Below are 24,050 nucleotides of genomic sequence, written 5' to 3'. Positions count from 1 at the left end.
AAAGTATAAAAAAACTCGCTATTACTAGCGAGTTCTTCATATTTATTTGATTTTATTATGGTTGTGCAAATGAATTTCTAGCACCACCAGAAGCAAATACAGCAAGCATTCTTGATTTTTGTCCTAATGAGAACATATACATTCCGCGGTCATCAGTGTAATCCATGTAGTTCATGTACATTTCAAGTGGCGTACCTGAACATGTACTTCTGTGACCTACAGCAGGAACTCCGTAGTTAGCAGTATTGTGTAATGGAGTATCAGACACATAATCGTTACCACAAGTTGTATCACCCCAAATGTGACGTAAGTTCATCCAGTGACCGATTTCATGAGTAGCTGTTCTACCTAAGTTAAATGGATAAGTAGCAGTTCCTGTTGTTCCAAAATATTTAGAATCGATTACAACACCATCTGTAGAAGAAGAACCTCCAGGGAATTGTGCATACCCTAAAATTCCACCACCTATAGTACAAACCCAAAGGTTTAATTTAGTTGTTGGAGAAGTAGGATTCATACCACCTTGAGTCGATTTTTTCATGGCATCGTTGGTTCCCCATGATGTTTTAGTTGTTGATTTTCTGTATACAGCATCTAAAACAAATGAAATACCAATATTTGCTCTTACAGAAGAATAAGGATTGTTTGCAGTATTATAATCCGAGTTTAAAGCGTTGTAATCTTTATTTAATGCGTCAATTTGTGATTGAATTTGTGCTTGTGAAATGTTTTCAGAAGAAGTTCTGTAAAGTACATTTACGACTACCGGAATTTGGATTTTTCCGTTAACCAATTTTCCTTCAGCTATAGCTCTTTCAGTGAACGATTCAATTTCATTCATCTTAATAGCTAATTCAGGATTTTCTCTCATCTGACGTTCTAAAACTTCATTTGAAGCACAACCTCTATGTGAAGCATTAGGAGTGTTGTTTGTGTCATTAATTGTTTCTTCATTTTGACAGGAGATTAGTGACATCACTAATGCAGCCGACAACAAGATTTTTTTCATAATTTTTTTGGTTTTTTGTTAAATAGTTTACTTTTTAAATAAGTTGATGCAATTATATAACAAAAAAATAAATTACAAAATAGTTGTTGATAAAAAAATATTTAGTCAATTTTATTAAAAAATATTTATGTTTTTTCAACTATTATTGAATTATTCGTATAAATGTATTATTTTCTGTAGTCTTTTTACTGATAGTTTATTGTTAATTTGTAGGAATAATTTCTGTATGACATGCAAAAACAAAAAAAATCGCCTTTTGAGCTATTTTTCTTCAAAAAATGGATTTTTATTATGGTTGTGCAAATGAATTTCTAGGTCCACCAGAAGCAAAAACTGCAAGCATTCTAGATTTTTGTCCATCAGAGAACATATACATGGCTCTGTCATCTGTATAATCCATATAATTCATGGTCATTTCAACCGGTGTACCACTGCAAGTGCTGTAATGTGGGTAGGTTGGAGCTCCATAATTGGCTGTGTTATGCAATGGTGTATCAGCTACTAAATCGTTACCGCAAGTGGCATCACCCCAAATATGACGTAAGTTCATCCAATGTCCAATTTCATGTGTTGCTGTTCTGCCTAGATTAAAAGGATAAGTAGCCGTTCCGGTAGAACCAAAATATTTAGAATCGATCACAACGCCATCTGTAGCCGATGAGCCGCCAGGAAATTGTGCATAGCCTAAAATTCCCCCTCCAATAGTACATACCCAAATATTTAATTTAGTGGTTGGAGATGTTGGATTTAATCCTCCTCTTGATGTGGATTTCATAGCATCGGCTGTTCCCCAAGTTTTCTTTTTAGTAGCTTTTCGGTAAACAGCATCCAATTCGAATGAAACCCCAATGCTAGCTTTTACACCAGAAAATAACGAAGGAACCTGATTGAAATCAGAATTCAAACCGTTGTAGTCTTTATTTAAAACATCAATTTGTGATTGAATTTGTGCCTGCGATATGTTTTCGGCTGAAGTACGATACAAAACATTTACAACAACCGGAATAACAATTTTACCATTTACTAAACGATTTTCTCGTATTGCTTTCTCGGTGAACGATTCAATTTCATTCATTCTAATGGCTAATTGAGGGTTTTCTCTGAGTTGTTGTTCGAATACTTCTTGTGAAGCACAGCCTCTTTTTTCAAGTAGTGAGGTTTGTTCAGTTGCTGAAACATCTTCTTTGTTGCAGGATGCAAATAAAGCTAACAGGGTAGCCATCAAAAGGATTTTTTTCATAATTAAGTATATTTAAATTGGTAAATAGTTGATATTCAGAATTTAATATCAATGTTACTTATTAAATAATACCTAAAGAAAAATACTATATAACTGACAAATAAAAACGATAAAGTGTTGTTTTGTAGTTACTTATGTTTTTTTAAGGAGAATTAATTTGTGAAAACGTAGTTGATAATATTTGCTCCCATTTTTAAAGCTTTGGTTCTAACTTCCAGCGGGTCGTTATGTACTTCTTGATTTTCCCAACCATCGCCCAAGTCTGTTTCGTAGGTGTAAAGAAGTACTAAGCGGTCTTTAATGAAAATACCGTATGCTTTTGGCGGTTTGTTATCGTGTTCGTGAATTTTTGGAATTCCTCCAGGAAACGAATACGGTTTCTGAAAAATAACATGACTGCTTGGTATTTCTACAAGCTGACTATCCGGAAGTAATCGTTTAATTTCTTTACGAATGTATTGATCCATGCCGTAATTGTCATCAATATGAAGAAAGCCGCCTGAATTAAGATAATTTCTAAGGTTTAAAAGATCATTATCGCTAAAAACAACATTACCGTGGCCCGTCATGTGTATAAAAGGATAGGAGAAAATATCAGGGCTTCCCGCCTCTACATTGGGCACTCTAGTGTTGAGATTCGTTTTAATATTCTGATTGCAAAACTTAACCAAATTGGGTAATGAAGTAGGGTTAGCGTACCAGTCGCCACCTCCCGAATACTTTAAAAGGGCAATTTCTTGGGAAAAACCAATAGAAAAAACAAAAAGAAAAAACAATAACAGTAGTACTTTTAAATGATTGCCTTTGGAAATTGGAATTTTCATAGTCGAAATTTCTTTTTATTCGTTACAATAAACTACACTATGACAAGCAACTACAGCTGCAGTTTCGGTTCTTAATCGTGTGTTTCCCAAAGATACAGGAATGTAACTGTTTTTTAATGCTAAATCTATTTCTTTTTCTGAAAAATCACCTTCAGGACCAATTAAAATTGTGTAGCTTTTATTTGGTTTTAGAGCATCTTTTAATAGCTTTTTTTCTGTTTCTTCGCAATGTGCAATATATAAATTCCCAGAGTGTTTTTGCTGGATAAACTCTTTAAAAGTAATTGGTGAGTTTAATTTGGGCAGATGATATTGCAACGATTGCTTCATGGCCGATTGAATGATTTTATCAAAACGTTCTGTTTTAATAACTTTTCTTTCGGAATGATCACAGATTATTGGTGTAATTTCATGTACACCTATTTCGGTAGCTTTTTCTAAAAACCATTCGAAACGATCGTTCATTTTGGTTGGCGCTACAGCCAAATGAAGGTGAAAAGTGGTAGGCTTTTCTGTTTTTGTTTCCACAATTTTTACCGTACATTTTTTGTCGGATGCAAAAATAATTTCAGTAGAAAATAAATCACCTAATCCATTTGTTACATGTAAAATATCACCTTCTTGTTTACGTAAAACTTTAACTATGTGTTTACTTTCTTCTTTATCGAAAGAAAACTCATTTAGTTCTGATTTTATATCGGGATTATAGAATAATTGCATATTAAAATTCAATTCTAGCTTTAGAAACTACAGATGCATCTTCAAACTGATTTGCTAAAAATTTATGGTAACCAACAATTCCAATCATAGCAGCATTATCTGTGGTATATTCAAATTTTGGGATAAAGGATTTCCATCCGTATTTGGTTTCAGCTTCTTTTAACGTATTTCGTATGCCGGAGTTTGCAGAAACACCACCACCAATGGCTATTTGTGTTATACCGGTTTCGGCAACAGCCATTTTCAATTTATCCATTAGTATCTGAATGATAGTATGTTGAATTGAAGCGCAGATATCATCGCGGTTTTCGGCAATGAAATTCGGATTTTCTGCAGTGTTTTTCTGGATAAAATATAAAATCTGGGTTTTTAAACCGCTAAAACTAAAATTTAAACCCTCAACTTTTGGTTTGGTAAAAGCAAAGGCTTTTGGGTTTCCAGATTGTGCATACTTATCAATTAAAGGTCCGCCAGGGTAAGGCAATCCCAGTATTTTTGCACTTTTATCAAAAGCTTCTCCAACAGCGTCATCGGTGGTTTCACCAATAATTTCCATATCAAAAAAACTATTTACTTTGATAATTTGGGTGTGACCTCCAGAAATCGTCATGGCTAAAAATGGAAATTCGGGCTTGTCAAAACCTTCTTCATCAATAAAATGGGCTAATACATGGGCATGCATATGATGAACAGAAATTAGCGGAATATTTAATGAAATTGCCATCGATTTTGCAAACGAACCACCAACCAATAAAGAACCCATTAAACCCGGACCTTGTGTAAAAGCAATACCAGAAAGTTTTGATTTACTGATGTTTGCTTTTTTTAAAGCGACATCAATCACTGGAACTATATTTTGTTGGTGTGCACGAGAGGCTAATTCAGGAACAACACCTCCGTATTCCTCATGTATGGCTTGTCTGGCAACGATATTAGACAAAACTACATTGTCTTTTAATACCGCTGCAGCAGTATCGTCACAAGAACTTTCAATTGCAAGTATATAAATAGGCGATTTTGTCATAAAAAAGGCACGGAATTTGTATAATTTTTTATTAGGACTGTATTATCTTTGAATTGTTAAAATTTTCAACATCAAAATTTTTACTTTTGCTTGTCTTTGCTAATGATTTTACAGTTGCTCCGACAAAATTAATATAAATACTACGGGTATCAAAAAAATAAAAAAAATACTGCTTAGAACGCTGTTAGCAATTCTGCTTCTACTTTTGTTGATAGGGATTGCACTATCGTTGCCCGTTGTTCAAACTGAAATAGGAAAAATTGTTACCGAAAAGCTTAACAAAGCCTATAAAACCAACATTAACGTTGATAAAGTTGCCATTTCTGTTTTTGGAACTGTAAAACTTAAAGGGATTTATATTGCCGATCATCATAACGACACATTGGTTTTTGTAAAACGTTTACAGACCAATTTGTTGAGTTTTAAAGAAATTGCAGATTCTCATTTGTTTTTTGGTGAAGCTAGAATGGATGGCTTGGATTTTAAAATCAGAAAGTACAAAGGAGAAGAACGTACCAATATCGATTTATTTGTAGCATCGTTTGATGACGGTAAAGGAACGGGTAAATTTCGTTTAAAAGCTGATGATTTATATGTTACCAACAGCCGATTTAGATTGGTTGATGATAATTTAAAAACGCCTAAAGCTTTAGATTTTAAACAATTGAACGGTCAGCTGGAAGACTTTTTCATTAAAGGGCCAAATATTACTACACAAATTAAAAAGCTTTCATTAAAAGATCATCGCGGACTTATTGTTGAGAATCTTTCTTCAGATTTTACCTATACTAAGAAGAATATTATTTTAAAGCAAATGGATTTAAAAACAGCTGAATCTACCTTAATAGGTGAGGTTACACTGAAATACAATCCTAAAGATTTTACCGATTTTAATAATAAGGTTGTTTTTGATGTTGAAATGGAAAAGGCTTCTGTTTCTTCTAACGAATTAAACTTTTTCTACAACGAATTTGGTAAAAACCAACGTTTCTTTTTGAAAACACACGCTACAGGAACGTTGAATAATTTTGTACTTCATAATTTGAAGTTAATCGACAGAAACCAATCTGAAATTATTGGTCAAGTGAATTTTAAAAATCTGTTTAATAAAAAAGCAGGTTTTTATATGAATGGTAATTTTGACAGGGTTACTTCTAACTACGATAATTTAAGCGCAATTTTACCACGCGTTTTAGGTCAAAAGCTACCACAAACACTAAAAAAACTTGGAAAAGTAGATTTAATAGGTGATGTTGAATTGACTAAAACGTATATTAATGCTGATGTTTATATGATGTCGGAATTAGGAGAGTTGGAGTCAAAATTGGCAATGACGAACATTAACAATATTAATAACGCGAGTTATAAAGGTTCTATTTCGTTGCAAAACTTTAATTTAGGGGTACTTACAGATCAAAAAAATATTGAACGTACTACATTAGATTTGGAAGTTGACGGTAAAGGTTTCAATAAAAAATTCTTAGATACTTCAGTAAAAGGTAAAATTCATGATTTTGCATACAATGGATATGTATATCAAAACATTACAGTTGATGGAAAATTAAAAATGCCATATTTCAAAGGTTATTTTAATAGTAACGACCCAAATCTTCGTATGGATTTTGATGGTTTGGTTGATTTGAGTTCTAAAGTTAAAAACTACGATTTCAAAGCAAATATTGATTATGCCGATTTGCATCTGCTTAATTTCATGAAAAAAGATACGATATCTATTTTCAAAGGAAATCTAATATTCAAAGCCAAAGGAAATACAATTGATGATATTGATGGTAAGTTAGAGGTTCAAAATGCTGCTTACCAAAATGTTAAGGATAATTATTATTTTGAAGATTTTCAAGTGGAATCTTCTTTTGATGAAAATCGAGTACGAACCATTACTATTAATTCTCCCGATATTATTGAAGGTAAGGTTGTAGGAAAGTTTAAAGTTAAGCAGGTTGAAGATATTGTTGAAAATGCTTTAGGTAGTTTATATGCCAATTATTCACCTAATAAACTTGAAAAAGGCCAGTTTTTGGATTTCGATTTTACCATTTACAATAAAATTATTGAAGTTTTTAATCCGAATATAACAGTTGCAGAAAATACCCGTTTGTACGGAAAAATTAATGCTGACGATGGAAATTTTAAAATGAATTTCACTTCGCCAAACGTTATTGCATACAACAATACTTTTGAAAAAATTAATATTCAGGTAGACAATAAAAACCCGCTTTATAATGCTTTTATCGAATTAGATAGTATCAAGACCAAGCAATATAAAATTTCAGATTTCAGTCTTATCAATGTAACATTAAACGATACACTTTTTGTTCGTTCAGAATTTAAGGGTGGTGATAAGAATCAGGATTTTTATAATTTAAACTTGTATCATACTATAGATGAAGAAAATCGATCTGTAGTAGGGTTTAAGAAATCGGAAGTTAACTTCAAAGATTATTTATGGTTTTTAAATGAAAATGACGGAAAAGATAACAAAGTTGTTTTCAATAAAAAGCTAACCGATTTCTCCATTGAAAAAATCATTTTGTCTCATAACAGTCAAAAAATGGAGCTTTCCGGTTTACTGAAAGGCAAAAATTATAAAGATATTCAGCTCACATTTGATAATGTCGATTTAGCTAAAGTAACACCATCGTTAACCAATATGTCTTTTGCCGGAAACCTTAACGGTATGGTTGACTTTAAACAGAATGATAATTTATTCCAGCCTATTTCTAAAGTAACCATAGATTCTTTGGCTATTAACGATTACGGATTGGGTAACCTTAATCTAGAAGTTACAGGTGATAATTCGTTGCGCAAATTCAATGTAAATTCTACCATAGACAATAAAAATGCTGAGAGTTTTTATTTGAAAGGAAATGTTGAAGTAGTGAATAAACAAAGTGTTCTAGCGCTAGATGCTGGTTTTTCTAAATTTAATGTTGGTGCATTTGGACCACTGTTAGGAGCTGTGTTTAAAAATGTTCGTGGTTTTGCTTCAGGGCAGGCTTCTATTGTGGGTTCGTTCAGTAATCCTGAAATTGATGGAAGATTGTATTTAAACAATGCCGGAATGCTCGTTCCTTATTTGGGAGTTGATTTCGAAATGGAACCCAATGCCATTGTGGATGTAACCGAACATCAGTTTTTATTTCGAAACATAAAAATTACCGATACAAAATACGGTACTTCTGGTCACTTAAACGGAAGTGTTCGCCACGATAAACTAAAAGATTGGACTTTAGATTTAGAAGTTAAATCGAATAATATGTTGGCGCTTAACACCAAAGACGCAGACGATGCTTTGTATTATGGAATTGCTTTTATCGATGGAAGAGCAACAGTTCAAGGACCAACAAATGCACTTTCCATAAAAATGAAAGCTAAATCAAACAAAGGAACGTTTATTAAAATTCCGTTGAATGATGCGCAAGGGTTAGGTAACAATTCATACATTCATTTTGTTACAGAAGGAGAGAAGCAAAATAAAGAAGAAGGCGGTTTTAAAGAACTTAAAAATTATAGCGGAATTGAACTGGATTTCGATTTTGAGATTAATCAGAATGCCGAAATCGAAATTATTCTTGATCGAAATACCGGACATGCTATGAAAGGTAGAGGAGAAGGAACAATTGCCATGGAAATCAATACACTTGGTAAGTTTAACATGTGGGGCGATTTTCAGGTATATGATGGAGAATATAATTTTAAAAATTACGGTTTAATCGATAAAAAATTTAAGGTAAAACCTTACGGAACTATTCGTTGGGATGGAGAACCAATGAATGCAGCGCTTAATTTGGAAGCAGTATATAAAACCGATTCGAATCCAGCTGTAATTTTAGATAACCCTTCGTTTAATAAAAAGGTTCCAACAGAAGTTGTAATTGCTATTAATGGGAACTTAAGTAATCCTGATCCGGATTTTAGAATTGATTTCCCTACAGTGAGTTCTGTATTGAAATCGGAAATCGATTATAAATTAAGTGATAAAGACGTTCGTCAAACACAAGCAATTGCTTTACTTTCTGGTGGTGGATTCTTAACACCTGAAAATGCAACTAATACAGTTTATGGAACATTATTTGAACGAGCAGGAAGTTTATTCAATGATATTTTTTCCGGTAAAGATGATAAGTTTCAAGTCGGTCTAAATTATGTTCAAGCGGATAAAAACCCTTTATTGCAACAAGTCGATAGTCGTGTTGGGGTAACTTTATCGACGCAATTAAATGAAAAAATTACCATTAACGGTAAATTAGGGGTTCCGGTTGGAGGCGCTGAACAATCGGTTATTGTTGGTAATGTAGAATTGCAGTTGCGTTTAAATGAAGATGGTTCATTAAAAGCTCGAGTGTTTAACCGTGAAAACGATATTAATTATATTGGTGAGGGTATTGGTTATACGCAGGGTGTCGGATTAACATGGCAAGTAGATTTTGACACGTTTAAGGAATTAGTTCGTAAAATTTTAAACAAAGCCGAAGAAGAAAAAAATAATAATCCAACAGATCAGATTCCTGATTCGGATTTATCACCAGAATTTATTAAATTTATCGAAAATAGAAAGAACAAAAAATCTGAAGAACCTAAAAAGGATGTTCAGCGTGTTCCGGAAATAGAATAACTACAACAGCCCCAACAACAACACTTCAAAATAACACAACTTATTTATAGTACTATCATAACGTTAATTATTTGATAGAACTATAAGATTTTTCGTGTTTTAGTATTAAATTTATAGTTCTAATTAAGTTGTATGACTAAGATTAAAAAGATTGGTGTGCTCACTTCTGGGGGAGACTCACCAGGAATGAATGCTGCCATACGGGCAGTAGTTAGAACCTGTGCGTACCATCATATTGAATGTATGGGAATTTATCGTGGTTTTGAAGGAATGATTGAAGGCGATATTATCGAAATGGGACCAAGAACCGTTAAAAATATTGTCAATAAAGGAGGAACCATACTTAAATCGGCTCGTTCTAAAGAATTTATGACTCCAGAAGGTCGTAAAAAAGCATATGATAACTTAGTTCAAAATAATATTGATGCTTTAGTTATTATTGGTGGCGATGGTAGTTTTACTGGAGGAATGGTTTTTAATAAAGAATACGGTTTTCCAGTTATGGGTATTCCGGGAACTATCGACAATGATATTTTTGGTACTCGCTCAACTTTAGGATACGATACAGCTTTAAACACCGTTGTTGAAGTCATCGATAAAATCAGAGATACAGCCAATTCGCATAACCGACTTTTCTTTGTAGAGGTTATGGGACGTGATGCAGGACATATTGCTCTAAATGCAGGTATTGGTGCAGGGGCAGAAGAGATTCTTATTCCTGAAGAAAACCTTGGTTTAGACCGATTATTAGAGTCATTACGCAGAAGTAAGGCTTCTGGAAAATCATCCAGCATAGTAGTAGTATCTGAAGGTGATAAAATAGGTAAAAATGTTTTCGAATTAAAAGATTATGTCGAAGAGAATATGCCCGAGTACGATGTTCGTGTTTCGGTATTAGGTCATATGCAACGTGGTGGTTCGCCTTCTTGTTTCGATAGGGTTTTGGCTTCCCGTTATGGAGTAAAAGCTGTTGAATCTCTTTTAGAAGGTAAAACAAATTATATGGTAGGCTTAATGGAAGATAAAATCGAGCTTACGCCACTGGAATTAGCTGTTAAAGGAAAATCAAATATAGACGAGGAATTATTAAGAGTGTCAGATATCATGTCGACATAAAAATGTAGAATTAAGAAGAAAGAAAATGACGAAAGTAAAATTAGGAATCAACGGATTCGGGAGAATCGGAAGAATTGTTTTCAGAGAAAGTGTAAAAAGAGACAATGTTGAAGTTGTTGCAATAAACGACTTGTTATCTATAGATCATTTGGCTTATTTACTTAAATACGATTCGGTTCACGGTCGTTTCGATGGTAAAGTTGAAGTTAAAGACGGGCAATTATTTGTAAATGATCGTTTAATTCGTGTAACTGCCGAAAAAGACCCAATGCAATTAAAATGGGATGAAGTAGGGGTTGATGTAGTTGCAGAATGTACGGGTATCTTTACAACAGTTGAAATGGCATATTCACATATTAAAGGAGGCGCTAAAAAAGTTGTTATTTCGGCACCATCTGCAGATGCTCCAACGTTTGTAATGGGAGTAAATCATATGGATGTTAAACCAACCGATGTTATTGTATCTAACGCTTCATGTACAACCAACTGTTTGGCACCATTAGCAAAAGTATTAAACGATAACTTCGGAATCGTAGAAGGTTTGATGACAACCATTCATGCTACAACGGCAACACAATTAACGGTTGATGGCCCATCGAAAAAAGATTTTAGAGGCGGTAGAGCTGCCTTGTTAAATATTATTCCGGCTGCTACAGGAGCTGCAAAAGCAGTTACTTTGGTTATTCCGGAACTTAAAGGCAAATTAACCGGAATGTCAATGCGTGTTCCAGTTGCCGATGTTTCGGTTGTTGATTTAACGGTTAAGTTAAGAAAAGAAACTTCGTACGACGAAATTATGAAAGTGCTTCAAAATGCTTCAGAAACAACCATGAAAGGTATTATGGGATTCACTGATGACGATGTGGTTTCACAAGATTTTATTTCGGATACTCGAACCAGTATAATCGATGCTAAAGCAGGAATTGGTTTAAATCCAACGTTTTATAAAATTGTTTCATGGTATGATAACGAAAGTGGTTATTCTGCAAAACTTATCGATTTAGCAGCTCATATTGCAGCGTTATAAAAATGAAAAATAATTATTCAAATCCCATTCAATCTAATGGGATTTTTTTATTTTTAGAAGCCAAACATTAGGCTTTTTTTAAATGCAATTCCCGCCATTCACTTTATCCACTCGAAACTCGTGGGATGCCGTTACTGTCGGGGCTAACCAAGCACTAATCGAGTTTTATAACAACAATCAACATAACAAAACAAATGAAATTAATTGTAGATAGCGGTTCAACCAAAGCCGATTGGATAGCGCTTGATGAAACAGGAACTATTCAGTTTACGGCAAGTACGCTAGGGTTGAATCCAGAAGTATTAACAAACGACGAAGTAATTAAGCGCATAAATGAGCGATTTGATATTGCTCAAAATAAAGAATCTGTAAAAGAATTGTTTTTTTATGGGGCTGGATGTGGAACCGACAGAATGAAAAATCATCTTTCAGACATTCTGCACGAGTATTTTCCAAATGCAGTTATTTCGGTTCAGGAAGATACTTATGCTGCAGTTTTTGCAACGACACCTAAAAATGAAAAAGCAATAGTGTGCATTTTAGGAACTGGTTCTAATTGTAGTTATTTTGATGGTTCTGTATTACATCAAAAAGTACAGTCGCTAGGATATCTCGCTATGGATGATTGCAGTGGGAATCAGTTTGGACGTCACTTAATTAGAGCTTATTATTTTAATACAATGCCTAATAATTTAGCTGCATTATTTGAAAAAGAATACGATCTAGATGCCGATGCTATCAAGCACAATTTGTATAAGGCTCCAAATCCCAATGCTTACTTAGCCACTTTTGCCAAATTTTTGATTCAGCATAAATCCGATTCTTTCATTCAGAGAATCATTAGAAATGAAATGCAGAACTTTGTTGATTTTTATATCAAGCAGTTTGATAATGCTTCATCTGTACCTGTGCATTTTATCGGTTCGATAGCTTTTTATTTAAAAGACGAATTGGATCAAATTCTATCTGAAAACGGATTGCGCTTAGGTAATGTTTATCGAAAACCAATAGACGGATTAATTCATTATCATACGAACTAATATGGAAATAGCTATAATAGCACACGACGGTATGAAAGCCGATATGGTTCAGTTTTTAAACGAGCATAAAGATTTCTTTCACCGCGATGAAATAACTTTAATTGCTACAGGAACTACTGGAGGTAAAGCTGAAAACGTCGGATTTAAAGTAACCAAGATGTTATCAGGTCCAATGGGTGGTGATGCACAAATAGCAGCCCGTGTAGCCGAAGGTAAATGTAAAATGGTATTGTTTTTTAAAGATCCTTTAGCAAAACACCCTCATGAACCAGATATTAACATGCTCATAAGGGTGTGTGATGTTCATAATGTTCCGTTGGCTACCAATCAGGCTACAGCCAAACTATTATTAAAAGCAATTGCTATTTAATAGCAATCATAGATATTTCAACGTTTACGTTTTTTGGTAAGCAGGCAACTTGAACCGTTTCACGAGCTGGAGCGGTTTTTTCGTTGAAGTAACTTCCGTAAACACCATTAATTTTAGCAAAATCATTCATGTCACTAATAAAAATGGTTGTTTTAATAACATTTTCAAAAGTCATTTCGGCTGCTTCCAATACCGCTTTCATGTTTTCCATAACTTGTTTGGTTTCCACTTCAATAGATTCCATAACCAATTCTCCAGTTGTAGGATGGATAGCAATTTGACCCGAAGTGTATAATGTGTTTCCTACCAATACAGCTTGATTGTACGGTCCAATAGGAGCAGGAGCTTTTTCTGTGAAAATTATTTTTTTCATTTTATGGCTTAATTTGTTTTAATAAAAGTAAAAAACTAACAACTAAGTTTTATCGTAAACGTCTGTCTGGTAAACTACGCTTATCCCACTTAATATCACTCAATACTGATGATTTGATACCAATAAAGAATCCCCATGAGGTATAAGCGCCAATTGGAACCCAGTTAAAATCCATTCGCCAGCTTAATAAATCTCTCTCAAATCGTAATTGTGTGAAGGTAACTCCTTTATTTACAAAGTCATAACCCGAAGAGAATCCCATTTTCCATTTAGGAGTCATTTCAATATTACCAGACATCATTAAAGAATTCCCAACAATTTTATTTTCACGATTGTTATTGGAGAATGTCATTGAATAGGCAAAACGCAAATCCCAAGGAATTTTTAAAGTATAAAGCTCGGCGCTTCCTTTCTCTTTATCCTTGTTGTCTTTATTAAAAAGGCTTTGTCTCTGGTCGCTTAAATCTACACCTTTTCCAAATAAATCATCTTCACGACCACCATTTAAAGTAGTTTGTTGTGAACCGGGTGATGGCTTGCCTTGTAACTCATTGCTTGAAATAGAATAATTAATAGTTACATTGGCACTCGTCATACGGAACAAACTTCCGCCATTATCCAAATTGAATTTATCAATACGACGACCTGTGTTATCAATAGCATATGGGTCTAGCGTAGCACCAAAATTCAAATTCATTTTATCTTTAAATAAATTGGTTCCTCCAGAAACACGAACAGGTGACCAAGGAAGTGAATCGGCTGCGATATTATAGCTAGTAGAGAAATTCAAATTATTCAACAACATCACTTTTTTAGGCTCTGTTTTTGTTTCGTCTTTATCACGAACTTTTGCTTCAAAAGTATTACTTAGTGACATTCCGATATTGTTAGAAAACGATTTTCCCGGAGCTCCAAAAATCCCATTCTCAAATCGGGTATAATCAGCATAAGTTGTCCCAGTAGCATCAAGTGCGTAAGTTTCATAATAACGATCAAAACTTGGAGTATAACCATAAGCAACAGACGGACGCATTACATGTCTTATCGCCTGTATTCTTTTATCATCACCAAAATTAAAGGTTCCATAGATAGTAGTTCCAATATTCGCACTAAAATTATAGGTTCTAAAAGCATCAAAACCGCTAACTTCTTTCGATTCAACCGAATTTGTAAGAGTACTAAATTCTTTTTTAATAGTTTTAAAATACCATACTTCGGTGTAATTCATGCCACTGGAAACACTGAAATATTTAAAAATTTTAAAATTGGTACTTAATGGTATTGAATGTTGGAAACCGTTTTTTGCATCACGAAACATTTCCGACTTAAAGAAAAGTGAATCCGTTGTTCTGATTCGGTTTTCACCACGTAAGTTATATTGGAAGTTGATATTTTTTATTATCCCTTTTTTAACTCCATTTTTTGGTGCAAAAGGAAAAATACGATCCATGCTCGCTTGTAGCGTAGGCAAGGTCATATCTATTTGCTCTGAGTTTGTATTTTGTGAATGTGTTGCGGTAACCGACATATTAATTTGTGGAACCGAATGAAACGTTTTGGAGTAAGAAACAGATGAACTTAAGTTGTTATTTATCGAAGAACCAATATTCACCTGATTTAACGATTGTCTGAAATATTGACTACTACCAAGGTTTACTGATGCAGAAAAACGCGAAGAAGGATTAGCTTTTGCGTCTTGTGAATGTGACCACTGTATATTATATTGTCTTGATTTTGAATAATCTGGAAAACCACGTTCGCTAAATATCTGATTTTCAAAACGAACATTTACACGTCCGTTAAACTTGTAGCGTTGCGCATAGCTACTTTCAAATCGCAAGGCATAACTTCCGTTGGTATAATAATCACCCAAAACAGCTAAATCGTAATAATCACTTAGCGCAAAATAATACCCTCCGTTTTGTAAAAAATAACCACGTTGCTGTGTGTTGCCAAAAGTAGGAATGATAAACCCAGATACAGATTTTTCGCTCATTGGAAAATACGCAAAGGGCAATCCAAGTGGAGTAGGAACATCAGCAATAACCATATTGGTTAATCCAGCTACTACTTTTTTACCTGGAACAAACTTAATTTTTCGAGCTAAGAAGTAATATTCGGGATCATCAATATTATCAGAGGTTGTAAAACGGGCATTTTTCATGAAATAAACCGAATCGTTTTCACGTTTAGAGATTTCAGCTTTCACTCTAAATTCTCCTTGCTCAGTTCTAGAATTCCAAACTAAAGCTTTTTTGGTCTTAGTGTTGAATCGTATCGAATCCGGTTCGATGACATTAGCACCTTGTTTGAATACCGGACGTTGCGATAAAGCACCAGTACTGTCTTTTATTCTTCCGGCATATACTTCGTTCTTTTCATAGTCAAAAACGATAATACCCGATTTTAATTCAAAATCTTTATAATATAATTCAGCCTGATTGTATAATGTAAGTTGTTTCTTTTTCTGATCAATTTTTTCGTAATCAACAGCTTTTCTTTTTACAATACCTTCTAAAAAAGCTTTCTTTTTTTTAATGGTATCATTTTTGGTAGAATCTAGTTTAGTTGCAAGCTCTTTATAGCCAATAGAAACGCTATCTTTTTGTTTATCAGCGGGTATGGATAGTTTTTTAGAAGGGTTTTCTTGGGAATATAATTCAGAATTTCCTATTGTTAGGAAAATTGATAATAAAACGATATGAAATAAGTTTGTACGCAACGCTTTTAATACTATTTTTGTAAAAATATGGCTTAATTTTTGACGGTTCAAACTTACATATATTTTTTTTCAAAAATAAGCATTTAGCAAAATTATAACCTATACAGATTAAAATATACTATTATGACAGGGATTATCGGAAAAAAGCTCATAGTTACAGGGATTATACTATTCTCAAGTTTGGCAATACATTCTCAAAACAATGCAAAGTTTAGAGTTGTTCTTGATGCTGGACATGGAGGTAACGACTTTGGGGCAACATATCACGGCTATGTTGAAAAAAACAATGCCTTAAATGTTGTTTTAAAAGTGGGTAAGATTCTTGAAAAAGACGCCGGAACCCAAGTTATTTACACTCGTAAAACAGATGTTTTTATTCCTTTAGATGAAAGAGCAGATATTGCCAATAAATCTAAAGCCGATATTTTTGTTTCAATACACTGTAATGCCAATAAAAATACTGCCGCCAGTGGTTCAGAAACCTATGTAATGGGGGTAACCAGAAATGCTGCAAACTTAGAAGTTGCTAAAAAAGAGAATGAGGTTGTTACGCTCGAAAAAGATTATAAAGTTAAATACGACGGTTACGATCCAAAATCTCCAGAATCAGTAATTGGTATGACATTAATGCAAGAAGAATATTTAGATCAAAGTATTGAACTTGCGGCTGGAATTCAGGAACAATTTGATAATGGTTTAGGAAGAAAGAGTAGAGGGGTTAAGCAAGCTGGATTTCTTGTTTTAAGAAAAATATATATGCCTCGTGTTCTTATTGAAATGGGATTCGTTTCTAATAAAGATGAAGGAGGTTTCTTGAGTTCAGAAAAAGGTCAGGAGGAAATAGCACAAGCAGTTGCCAAAGCAATTTTAGATTATAAAAAAGAATACTTTGTTCCCGGAACCGAAGAATATATAGCGCCAGAACCTAGAAAAGAAACAAAAGTAGATACTCCTAAAGTTAATACACCTAAAGCGGTTAATGCAAAAGGTGTCGTTTTTAAAGTGCAAATTTCTGCAAGCTCACAAAAACTGGAGCTACGTTCCAATAATTTTAAAGGGCTTGATAATGTCTCTATGGAAGAAGGAAGTAGAATCAATAAATATTTTTACGGAAACACTAATGATTATGCAGAATCTAAACAAGATTTAGAAATGGCTAAATCAAAAGGATTTACTTCCGCATTTATTGTAGCATTTAAAAATGGAAAACCAATTAAATTGCAAGAAGCTTTACGGTAATATAAAACCATTCTAAACTATTTTGTCTTAATTTTGTTCTTATAAAAAATAATTATTTTGAAAATTACTAGAGAAGTAAAAACAGCTGTTTTAGTTATAGGCTCCATTTTATTGTGTTTTTGGGGATATACCTTTTTAAAAGGTAAAAACTTATTCGATTCTTCACGAAAATTTTATGTTGTTTACGATAATGTTGAAGGTTTAGCTCCATCAGCACCTGTAACAATCAATGGTTTGACTGTTGGTAAAGTAAATACAATCACTATTCAAGAGAAAACAGGTAAGTTATTGGTTGAAATTCAAATGAACAACGATTTCCAAATTGGAAAATCGAGTACAGCTAATATATATGAGCCTGGACCAATTGGTGGTAAACAAATTGCCATTGAAAATAATTTTCAAGACACAGAGTTTGCAAAATCAGGCGATTATCTTCAACCTAAAGTTGTTTTAGGTTTAACAGCTTCCTTAAAAGAAAATCTAGCACCACTTCAGCAAAAATTAGACAAACTACTAGCTAATGTTGATGTTATGGTAACAAATATCAACAATGTTTTAGATGCTAATACTCAAGCTAATCTTAAAAAAACATTGGCTGAATTAAATACAACAATGACTAATTTCAGTTCGATTTCATCAGATTTGAAAAAAGTTGCTGCAGATAACAAAGAAAAACTTAGTAGTGTTGTTTCTAATTTAGACAAGACAACGGGTAATTTTGCTAAAATTTCAGATGATTTAGAGAAAGCCAAATTGGGTCAAACCGTAGAAAGCCTTCAAAAAACATTAGAAAGTGTAAACAAAATGATGGCCGATATGGAAGCAGGAAAAGGAACAATGGGCAAACTAATGAAAGATGAAGCGATGTACAATAATTTGAGCAAAGCTTCTAAAGAATTAGAATTATTGCTTCAAGATTTGCGTTTGCATCCAACTCGATATGTTAATGTTTCTGTTTTTGGTAAAAAAGAGAAACCATACGTTGCACCTGCTGAACAACCAAAAAAATAGAACTTTATAAATTATTCTTATGAGTATTTTACCAAATATCTTGTTTGCCATTATCCTTATTTTAGGAGGTGGATATTTTGCCGGAAATGTAAAGAAACTTATTCGTAACATTAAGCTTGGGCAAGATGTAGATCGTTCCGATAACTCTTCTGAACGTTGGAAAAACATGATGATGATTGCTTTAGGGCAATCTAAAATGGTAAGAAGACCAGTTGCAGGTATACTTCACATATTTGTATATGTTGGTTTCGTAATCATTAACATTGAAGTTTTAGAAATAGTAATCGATGGCCTTTTTGGAACGCACCGTGTTTTTTCTTTCATGGGCGGGTTTTATAATTTCTTAATTGGTTCATTCGAAATTCTTGCTTTATTAGTTATTGTTGCTGTTGTTGCATTTTGGATTAGAAGGAATATTATCAAAATAAAACGTTTTGTTCAAGGTGATTTGAAAGGGTGGCCTAAAAACGATGCGAATTACATCTTATATTTTGAAACTGTTTTGATGTTGCTGTTTTTATTTATGAATGCAGCCGATTATCATTTACAAAATGTACCAGGTGGATTTGGTCATTATAATACTGCTGGGTCATTCCCAATTTCACAGTTTATTGAGCCAATGTTTAACTCAATGAGTAATAGTTCAGTTCATTTATTAGAACGTGCAGCTTGGTGGATTCATATTTGTGGGATTTTAGTATTCCTTAATTATTTATACTTTTCGAAACACTTACATATTTTATTGGCTTTCCCAAATACGTATTTTGCGAATTTGAAACCACAAGGTCAATTTGATAATTTAGAGTCGGTTACTAATGAAGTAAAACTGATGATGGATCCAAATGCCGACCCGTTTGCTGCTCCTGCACCAGATGCAGATGCCGTTCCAGCAAAATTTGGAGCTAGTGATGTTCAAGATTTAAATTGGGTTCAGCTTTTAAATGCATACACATGTACTGAATGTGGGCGTTGTACATCATCATGTCCTGCAAATCAAACCGGTAAAAAACTTTCTCCACGAAAAATAATGATGGATACTCGTGATCGTTTGGAAGAAGTTGGTAAAAACATCGATAAAAATAAAGGTGTATTTGTTCCAGATGGTAAATCCCTTTTAAACGATTATATTACTCCAGAAGAATTGTGGGCTTGTACCTCATGTAACGCTTGTGTTGAAGAATGTCCGGTAAATATTAGTCCGCTTTCTATCATTATGGATATGAGACGTTATTTGGTGATGGAACAAAGTGCTGCTCCAACCGAATTGAATAATATGATGACCAACATAGAAAACAACGGAGCTCCATGGCAATACAATCAAATGGACCGTTTAAACTGGAAAGACGAAGCATAATTAATTGAAAACTTGCAAGTATAGTTGCAATAAATATAAAAGATATGTCAGCTAATTTATCTGTACCAACAATGGCCGAAATGATGGCCCAAGGCAAACAACCTGAAGTTTTATTTTGGGTGGGATGCTCAGGAAGTTTTGATGATAGAGCTAAAAAAATAACAAAGGCTTTTGTTAAGCTTTTAAACCAAGCTAATGTTCCTTTTGCAGTTTTGGGTACAGAAGAAAGTTGTACTGGAGATCCGGCAAAAAGAGCAGGTAATGAGTTTTTATTTCAAATGCAGGCTATGACAAACATAGAAGTGATGAATGCATACGAAGTAAAAAAGATTGTTACGGCTTGTCCGCATTGCTTTAACACTATTAAAAATGAGTATCCGGAATTAGGTGGAAACTACGAGGTGTTACATCATACGGAATTCTTAAAATCATTGCTTGCAGAAGGACGTTTAAAAGTTGAAGGCGGTCAGTTTAAGGGTAAACGAATTACTTTTCATGATCCATGCTATTTAGGCCGTGCAAATAATGTTTATGAAGCACCAAGAGAATTAATTCAGAAATTAGATGCTGAGTTAGTAGAAATGAAGCGTTCTAAAAGAAATGGTTTGTGTTGTGGTGCAGGTGGAGCTCAAATGTTTAAAGAACCGGAAAAAGGAAATAAAGACATTAATGTTGAAAGAACTGAAGATGCTTTAGAAACCCAACCGGAAATTATAGCAGCAGGATGTCCTTTTTGTAATACCATGTTAACCGACGGAGTTAAATTTAAAGAAAAAGAGGGATCCATAAAAGTTATGGATGTTGCCGAGCTTCTTGCAAATGCTCAGGACTTATAAAAAAATCAAAATAGTAAGTTAAAACCATTGCAAATAAGCGATGGTTTTTTGTGTTTTTAGTAGCTTTGATAAATACCCAAAATTATGTTAGTAGATTTTAATACATTGCCTGAAGATTCCCGTATTTGGGTATATCAATCTGATAGAAAATTTTCCGATGAAGAAATTTCGGAAATAGAAACAGCTCTTACCGAGTTTATACGTGAGTGGTCAGCTCATGGTACTGGCTTAGAAGCTTCATTTTTAACAAAATACAATCGTTTCATTATTATTGCAATCAATCAGGCTGTTCAAAACGCAACAGGTTGTTCTATAGATGCATCTGTTAATTTTATTCAGAGCCTCGAAAAAAAATACAATGTAGATTTATTAGATCGTATGAACGTAACCTTCTGTTTAGGGGAATTTATTGCGTACAAGCCTTTAATTGAATTTAAAAAAATGGCTAAAGAAAAAGCAGTTTCTGCCAATACCATTGTTTTCAACAATTTAGTAAATACTGTTGGAGAATGGCAAGATTTTTGGGAAGTTCCTGCTAGCGAGAGCTGGCATAGCCGCTTTTTTTAAAATATAATATTACGTTATTACATAATGCAAAAAATACTGTTTTTTCTTCTTTTAATTGGTCAAACTCTTTTGGCTCAAACTGCTCATGTTTCTAAAGATTTATTCGATGAAGCTCATGAAGTTGTTTGGGTTGATAGCATATACAATCAAATGACGTTTGAAGAAAAAGTAGGGCAGCTTTTTATGGTAGCTGCATATTCAAATAAAGATGCTGATCATGTTAAATCGATTGACAATTTAATTGAACAATATAAAATTGGAGGATTAATTTTTTTTCAAGGTGGACCAGTACGTCAGGCGAAATTAACGAATCGATATCAGTCTAAGTCAAAAGTACCTTTGTTTGTTGGTATTGATGGAGAATGGGGGTTAAGTATGCGTTTGGATTCTACCTATCGTTATCCATGGAACATGACTTTAGGAGCGGTTCAAGATTTAAAATTAATTGAAAAAATGGGAAAACAAATGGGGAAACAAGCCAAACGTTTGGGTCTTCATTTTAATTTTGCTCCAGTTTTAGATATTAATACCAATCCACTTAATCCAATTATTGGAAATCGTTCCTTTGGTGAAAATAAAGAGAATGTAACCGAAAGAGCTTTAGCACTTATGAAAGGAATTCAAAGTGAGGGTGTTTTAGCTACAGGTAAGCATTTTCCAGGTCACGGCGATACTTCAACCGATTCACATCATACACTTCCAACGGTTACTTTTTCTAAAGAGCGATTTAACGAGGTAGAATTTTATCCGTATAAAAAACTATTTAAAGAAGGTCTGGCCAGTGTTATGGTTGCTCACTTAAATGTACCAAGCATGGAGCCACGTGATGGTTATCCTACTTCGATTTCGTATAATGTTGTAACCAATGTTTTGAAAGGTGAACTTAAATTTAAAGGATTGATTTTTACAGATGCGCTAAACATGAAAGGCGCAAGCAATTTCAAGCAGCCTGGCGATATCGATTTAGAAGCATTTTTAGCAGGTAACGATATTTTGCTTTTCGCCGAAAATGTTCCTGTTGCTATGGAAAAATTTTGCCAAGCTTATAATGACTCACTATTTACGGATGCTCGTTTGGAACATTCGGTAAAAAAGATTCTGATGTACAAATATCGAGTTGGGTTAAATCATTATAAACCAATCGATTTAAAAAACCTATACGAAGATTTAAATGCGCCAGAATGTGATGATTTGAATTATCAGTTGTATGAAAATGCAGTTACGGTTCTAAAAAAAGAAGATGATTTTCCAATTACAGATATTGCGGATGAAAATATTGCTTATGTTAAAATAGGTGACGATTCGGGTAAACCTTTTGTTGAAAGCATGAAAACCTATGCTAAAATTACAGAAGTTGAAACCGATAGCATTCATTTAATGTTGGATAATCTAAAAAAATTCAGCAAGGTAATTGTTGGTTTTCATAAATCGGACGGCGCTTGGAAAAAGCATGATTTTAAAAAAGAAGAACTCGTACTATTAGATTCAATTTCGAAGCATAACAATGTTACTTTGGCGGTTTTTGCTAAGCCATATACAATGTTGGCAATAAAGAACTTTTCAGCAATTAAAAATGTTGTTTTAGCCTATCAAAATAATTCTATTGCACAAACAGTTGCTGCCGAAACAATATTTGGTGCAATTGCTGCAAAGGGTAAAATTCCGGTATCTATAAACAATGTCTTTAAAGTAGATTCGGGTATAAAAACGCATAAAACAAATGTTTTGGCTTATTCAACTCCGCAAAATGTGGATATGGATCCGAAAATATTGGATAAGATAGACGGTATAGCTCAAAAAGCAATTGATGGAAAAATGACTCCAGGTATGCAAATTCTAATTGCTCGAAAAGGAAAAATTGTATATCAAAAATCATTTGGCTATCACGATTATAAAAAGTTTACCAAAGTTTCTAATCAAGATATTTACGATTTAGCTTCATTGACCAAAATTTTATCGACACTTCCAAATGTGATGCAGCTTTACGATAAAGGCAAAATTAAATTTGATACTAAATTAGAACAAATGTTGCCTGTTTTTTCGGATACTGATAAGGCTCATATTACTTTAAAAGAAATGTTAGCACATCAAGCCGGATTGCAAGCTTGGATTCCGTTTTACCAAAGTACCTTGGATAGTACCAAGCATCCTTCAAAAAAATACTATCGAAAAACATATTCTCCTGAGTTTCCTATTCAAGTTGATGAAAATTTGTATTTACGAAAAGACTATTCGGATACCATTATTAAAAAAATTGCTGAAAGTAAATTGTTGCCTAAAAAAGAATACAAATACAGTGATTTTACTTTTATCTTGTTGAAAGAATATCTTGAAAAAACATATCACAGACCTTTAGATTTTATCAGTTACAATAACTTTTATAAACCTATGGGAATGAATTCTATGATGTATAATCCATTGCATACCTACGATATGGATATTATTCCTCCAACCGAAAATGATAATTATTTTAGGTATACTAAAATTCAGGGTTATGTACACGATATGGGGGCAGCTATGCAAGGTGGAGTAGGTGGTCATGCCGGATTGTTTTCTAATGCGGTTGATGTGGCTAAGATGATGCAATTGTATTTGCAAAAAGGTAATTATGGCGGAAAACAATATTTTTCTGAAAAAACTTTTGATGCTTTCAATCATTGTGCTTACTGTAATGTTGGTAACCGCAGAGGTATGGGCTTTGATAAACCACAATTAAAAGGAGAAGGACCAACATGCGGTTGTACTTCAATGTCGAGTTTTGGACATACCGGTTTTACAGGAACCATAGCTTGGGCTGATCCGGATAAAGAATTAATTTATATTTTCCTTTCGAATAGAACATACCCAAGTTCAGCTGAAAATAAGCTTTCTAAAAACAACATTCGAGAAGATATTCAGAAAATAATATACCAAGCCATAACGGATTAATTTAGCTTAAATTCACT

Annotated in this window: 18 protein-coding genes; 11 read left to right on the top strand and 7 right to left on the bottom strand. The window is 33.6% G+C overall.

Annotated elements, in window-relative coordinates:
- Nucleotides 1–55: 55 nt before the first annotated feature.
- From ACZ1JT_RS00285 to tsaD, 5 genes are all read right to left on the bottom strand, one after another.
- Nucleotides 56–1,009, bottom strand: coding sequence for a zinc metalloprotease (locus ACZ1JT_RS00285; protein ID WP_465094178.1), 954 nt, complete (start codon nt 1,007–1,009; stop codon nt 56–58).
- 289 nt (nt 1,010–1,298) lie between these two features.
- Nucleotides 1,299–2,249 carry a zinc metalloprotease gene (locus tag ACZ1JT_RS00280; RefSeq protein WP_465094177.1) on the bottom strand — a complete coding sequence of 317 codons (951 nt, stop codon included), beginning with the start codon at nt 2,247–2,249 and terminating at the stop codon, nt 1,299–1,301.
- Nucleotides 2,250–2,401: 152 nt separating this feature from the next.
- A complete protein-coding gene (locus ACZ1JT_RS00275; RefSeq protein ID WP_465094176.1) occupies nt 2,402–3,073 on the bottom strand; it encodes a DUF4159 domain-containing protein in 672 nt (223 codons plus the stop codon).
- A 15-nt stretch (nt 3,074–3,088) separates the two neighbouring features.
- Entirely contained in the window at nt 3,089–3,793 is a 705-nt protein-coding gene (locus ACZ1JT_RS00270) for a 16S rRNA (uracil(1498)-N(3))-methyltransferase (RefSeq protein ID WP_465094175.1), read from the bottom strand.
- Nucleotide 3,794: 1 nt separating this feature from the next.
- Nucleotides 3,795–4,817: a tRNA (adenosine(37)-N6)-threonylcarbamoyltransferase complex transferase subunit TsaD gene (gene tsaD / locus ACZ1JT_RS00265; RefSeq protein ID WP_465094174.1), complete on the bottom strand. Its 1,023-nt coding sequence runs from the start codon at nt 4,815–4,817 to the stop codon at nt 3,795–3,797.
- A gap of 205 nt (nt 4,818–5,022) precedes the next feature.
- Between tsaD and ACZ1JT_RS00260 the strand changes: the two genes are divergently transcribed.
- From ACZ1JT_RS00260 to ACZ1JT_RS00240, 5 genes are all read left to right on the top strand, one after another.
- On the top strand, nt 5,023–9,450 hold the full coding sequence (locus tag ACZ1JT_RS00260; RefSeq protein ID WP_465094173.1) for a translocation/assembly module TamB domain-containing protein: 4,428 nt from the start codon (nt 5,023–5,025) through the stop codon (nt 9,448–9,450).
- A gap of 132 nt (nt 9,451–9,582) precedes the next feature.
- Complete coding sequence (pfkA, locus tag ACZ1JT_RS00255; RefSeq protein WP_465094172.1) at nt 9,583–10,566, top strand: 6-phosphofructokinase; 984 nt, start codon at nt 9,583–9,585, stop codon at nt 10,564–10,566.
- Nucleotides 10,567–10,591: 25 nt separating this feature from the next.
- The gene (gene gap, locus ACZ1JT_RS00250; protein WP_465094171.1) at nt 10,592–11,593 is read left to right on the top strand and encodes a type I glyceraldehyde-3-phosphate dehydrogenase; all 1,002 of its coding nucleotides are present in this window, start codon (nt 10,592–10,594) and stop codon (nt 11,591–11,593) included.
- Between the two features lie 194 nt (nt 11,594–11,787).
- Nucleotides 11,788–12,633, top strand: coding sequence for an N-acetylglucosamine kinase (locus ACZ1JT_RS00245; RefSeq protein ID WP_465094170.1), 846 nt, complete (start codon nt 11,788–11,790; stop codon nt 12,631–12,633).
- Nucleotide 12,634: 1 nt separating this feature from the next.
- Nucleotides 12,635–13,003 (top strand): methylglyoxal synthase, encoded by a 369-nt coding sequence (locus ACZ1JT_RS00240; RefSeq protein WP_465094169.1) that lies wholly within the window; start codon nt 12,635–12,637, stop codon nt 13,001–13,003.
- On the opposite strand, the gene ACZ1JT_RS00235 is transcribed toward ACZ1JT_RS00240, so the two are convergent.
- Together ACZ1JT_RS00235 and ACZ1JT_RS00230 are read right to left on the bottom strand one after the other, a co-directional pair.
- Nucleotides 12,996–13,376, bottom strand: a complete 381-nt coding sequence (locus ACZ1JT_RS00235) for a RidA family protein (RefSeq protein ID WP_465094168.1) — start codon at nt 13,374–13,376, stop codon at nt 12,996–12,998. The two genes, ACZ1JT_RS00240 and ACZ1JT_RS00235, sit on opposite strands and share 8 nt — an antisense overlap.
- A gap of 49 nt (nt 13,377–13,425) precedes the next feature.
- Nucleotides 13,426–16,098, bottom strand: a complete 2,673-nt coding sequence (locus ACZ1JT_RS00230) for a putative LPS assembly protein LptD (RefSeq protein ID WP_465094167.1) — start codon at nt 16,096–16,098, stop codon at nt 13,426–13,428.
- Between the two features lie 123 nt (nt 16,099–16,221).
- On the opposite strand from ACZ1JT_RS00230, the gene ACZ1JT_RS00225 reads away from it, so the two are divergent.
- From ACZ1JT_RS00225 to ACZ1JT_RS00200, 6 genes are all read left to right on the top strand, one after another.
- A complete protein-coding gene (locus tag ACZ1JT_RS00225; RefSeq protein ID WP_465094166.1) occupies nt 16,222–17,337 on the top strand; it encodes an N-acetylmuramoyl-L-alanine amidase family protein in 1,116 nt (371 codons plus the stop codon).
- A 57-nt stretch (nt 17,338–17,394) separates the two neighbouring features.
- A complete protein-coding gene (locus ACZ1JT_RS00220; protein ID WP_465094165.1) occupies nt 17,395–18,348 on the top strand; it encodes an MlaD family protein in 954 nt (317 codons plus the stop codon).
- A gap of 19 nt (nt 18,349–18,367) precedes the next feature.
- Nucleotides 18,368–19,702: a 4Fe-4S dicluster domain-containing protein gene (locus ACZ1JT_RS00215; RefSeq protein WP_465094164.1), complete on the top strand. Its 1,335-nt coding sequence runs from the start codon at nt 18,368–18,370 to the stop codon at nt 19,700–19,702.
- A gap of 44 nt (nt 19,703–19,746) precedes the next feature.
- Complete coding sequence (locus ACZ1JT_RS00210) at nt 19,747–20,538, top strand: (Fe-S)-binding protein (protein ID WP_465094163.1); 792 nt, start codon at nt 19,747–19,749, stop codon at nt 20,536–20,538.
- A gap of 84 nt (nt 20,539–20,622) precedes the next feature.
- Nucleotides 20,623–21,105, top strand: a complete 483-nt coding sequence (locus ACZ1JT_RS00205) for an ABC transporter ATPase (protein ID WP_465094162.1) — start codon at nt 20,623–20,625, stop codon at nt 21,103–21,105.
- A 24-nt stretch (nt 21,106–21,129) separates the two neighbouring features.
- Nucleotides 21,130–24,033, top strand: a complete 2,904-nt coding sequence (locus ACZ1JT_RS00200) for a glycoside hydrolase family 3 N-terminal domain-containing protein (protein WP_465094161.1) — start codon at nt 21,130–21,132, stop codon at nt 24,031–24,033.
- Nucleotides 24,034–24,050: the final 17 nt, after the last annotated feature.

It is taken from the genome of Flavobacterium sp. IC2-16 (assembly GCF_055521455.1).
Note: the sequence above shows the minus strand (reverse complement) of the source record. Positions and strands in the feature narration are given on the sequence as shown.

What these genes read in the sequence shown, in the direction of transcription:
- ACZ1JT_RS00285 (WP_465094178.1), bottom strand. Translation starts at nt 1,009, where the DNA reads ATGAAAAAAATCTTGTTGTCGGCTGCATTAGTGATGTCACTAATCTCC.
- ACZ1JT_RS00280 (WP_465094177.1), bottom strand. Translation starts at nt 2,249, where the DNA reads ATGAAAAAAATCCTTTTGATGGCTACCCTGTTAGCTTTATTTGCATCC.
- ACZ1JT_RS00275 (WP_465094176.1), bottom strand. Translation starts at nt 3,073, where the DNA reads ATGAAAATTCCAATTTCCAAAGGCAATCATTTAAAAGTACTACTGTTA.
- ACZ1JT_RS00270 (WP_465094175.1), bottom strand. Translation starts at nt 3,793, where the DNA reads ATGCAATTATTCTATAATCCCGATATAAAATCAGAACTAAATGAGTTT.
- tsaD (WP_465094174.1), bottom strand. Translation starts at nt 4,817, where the DNA reads ATGACAAAATCGCCTATTTATATACTTGCAATTGAAAGTTCTTGTGAC.
- pfkA (WP_465094172.1), top strand. Translation starts at nt 9,583, where the DNA reads ATGACTAAGATTAAAAAGATTGGTGTGCTCACTTCTGGGGGAGACTCA.
- gap (WP_465094171.1), top strand. Translation starts at nt 10,592, where the DNA reads ATGACGAAAGTAAAATTAGGAATCAACGGATTCGGGAGAATCGGAAGA.
- ACZ1JT_RS00245 (WP_465094170.1), top strand. Translation starts at nt 11,788, where the DNA reads ATGAAATTAATTGTAGATAGCGGTTCAACCAAAGCCGATTGGATAGCG.
- ACZ1JT_RS00240 (WP_465094169.1), top strand. Translation starts at nt 12,635, where the DNA reads ATGGAAATAGCTATAATAGCACACGACGGTATGAAAGCCGATATGGTT.
- ACZ1JT_RS00235 (WP_465094168.1), bottom strand. Translation starts at nt 13,376, where the DNA reads ATGAAAAAAATAATTTTCACAGAAAAAGCTCCTGCTCCTATTGGACCG.
- ACZ1JT_RS00225 (WP_465094166.1), top strand. Translation starts at nt 16,222, where the DNA reads ATGACAGGGATTATCGGAAAAAAGCTCATAGTTACAGGGATTATACTA.
- ACZ1JT_RS00215 (WP_465094164.1), top strand. Translation starts at nt 18,368, where the DNA reads ATGAGTATTTTACCAAATATCTTGTTTGCCATTATCCTTATTTTAGGA.
- ACZ1JT_RS00210 (WP_465094163.1), top strand. Translation starts at nt 19,747, where the DNA reads ATGTCAGCTAATTTATCTGTACCAACAATGGCCGAAATGATGGCCCAA.
- ACZ1JT_RS00205 (WP_465094162.1), top strand. Translation starts at nt 20,623, where the DNA reads ATGTTAGTAGATTTTAATACATTGCCTGAAGATTCCCGTATTTGGGTA.
- ACZ1JT_RS00200 (WP_465094161.1), top strand. Translation starts at nt 21,130, where the DNA reads ATGCAAAAAATACTGTTTTTTCTTCTTTTAATTGGTCAAACTCTTTTG.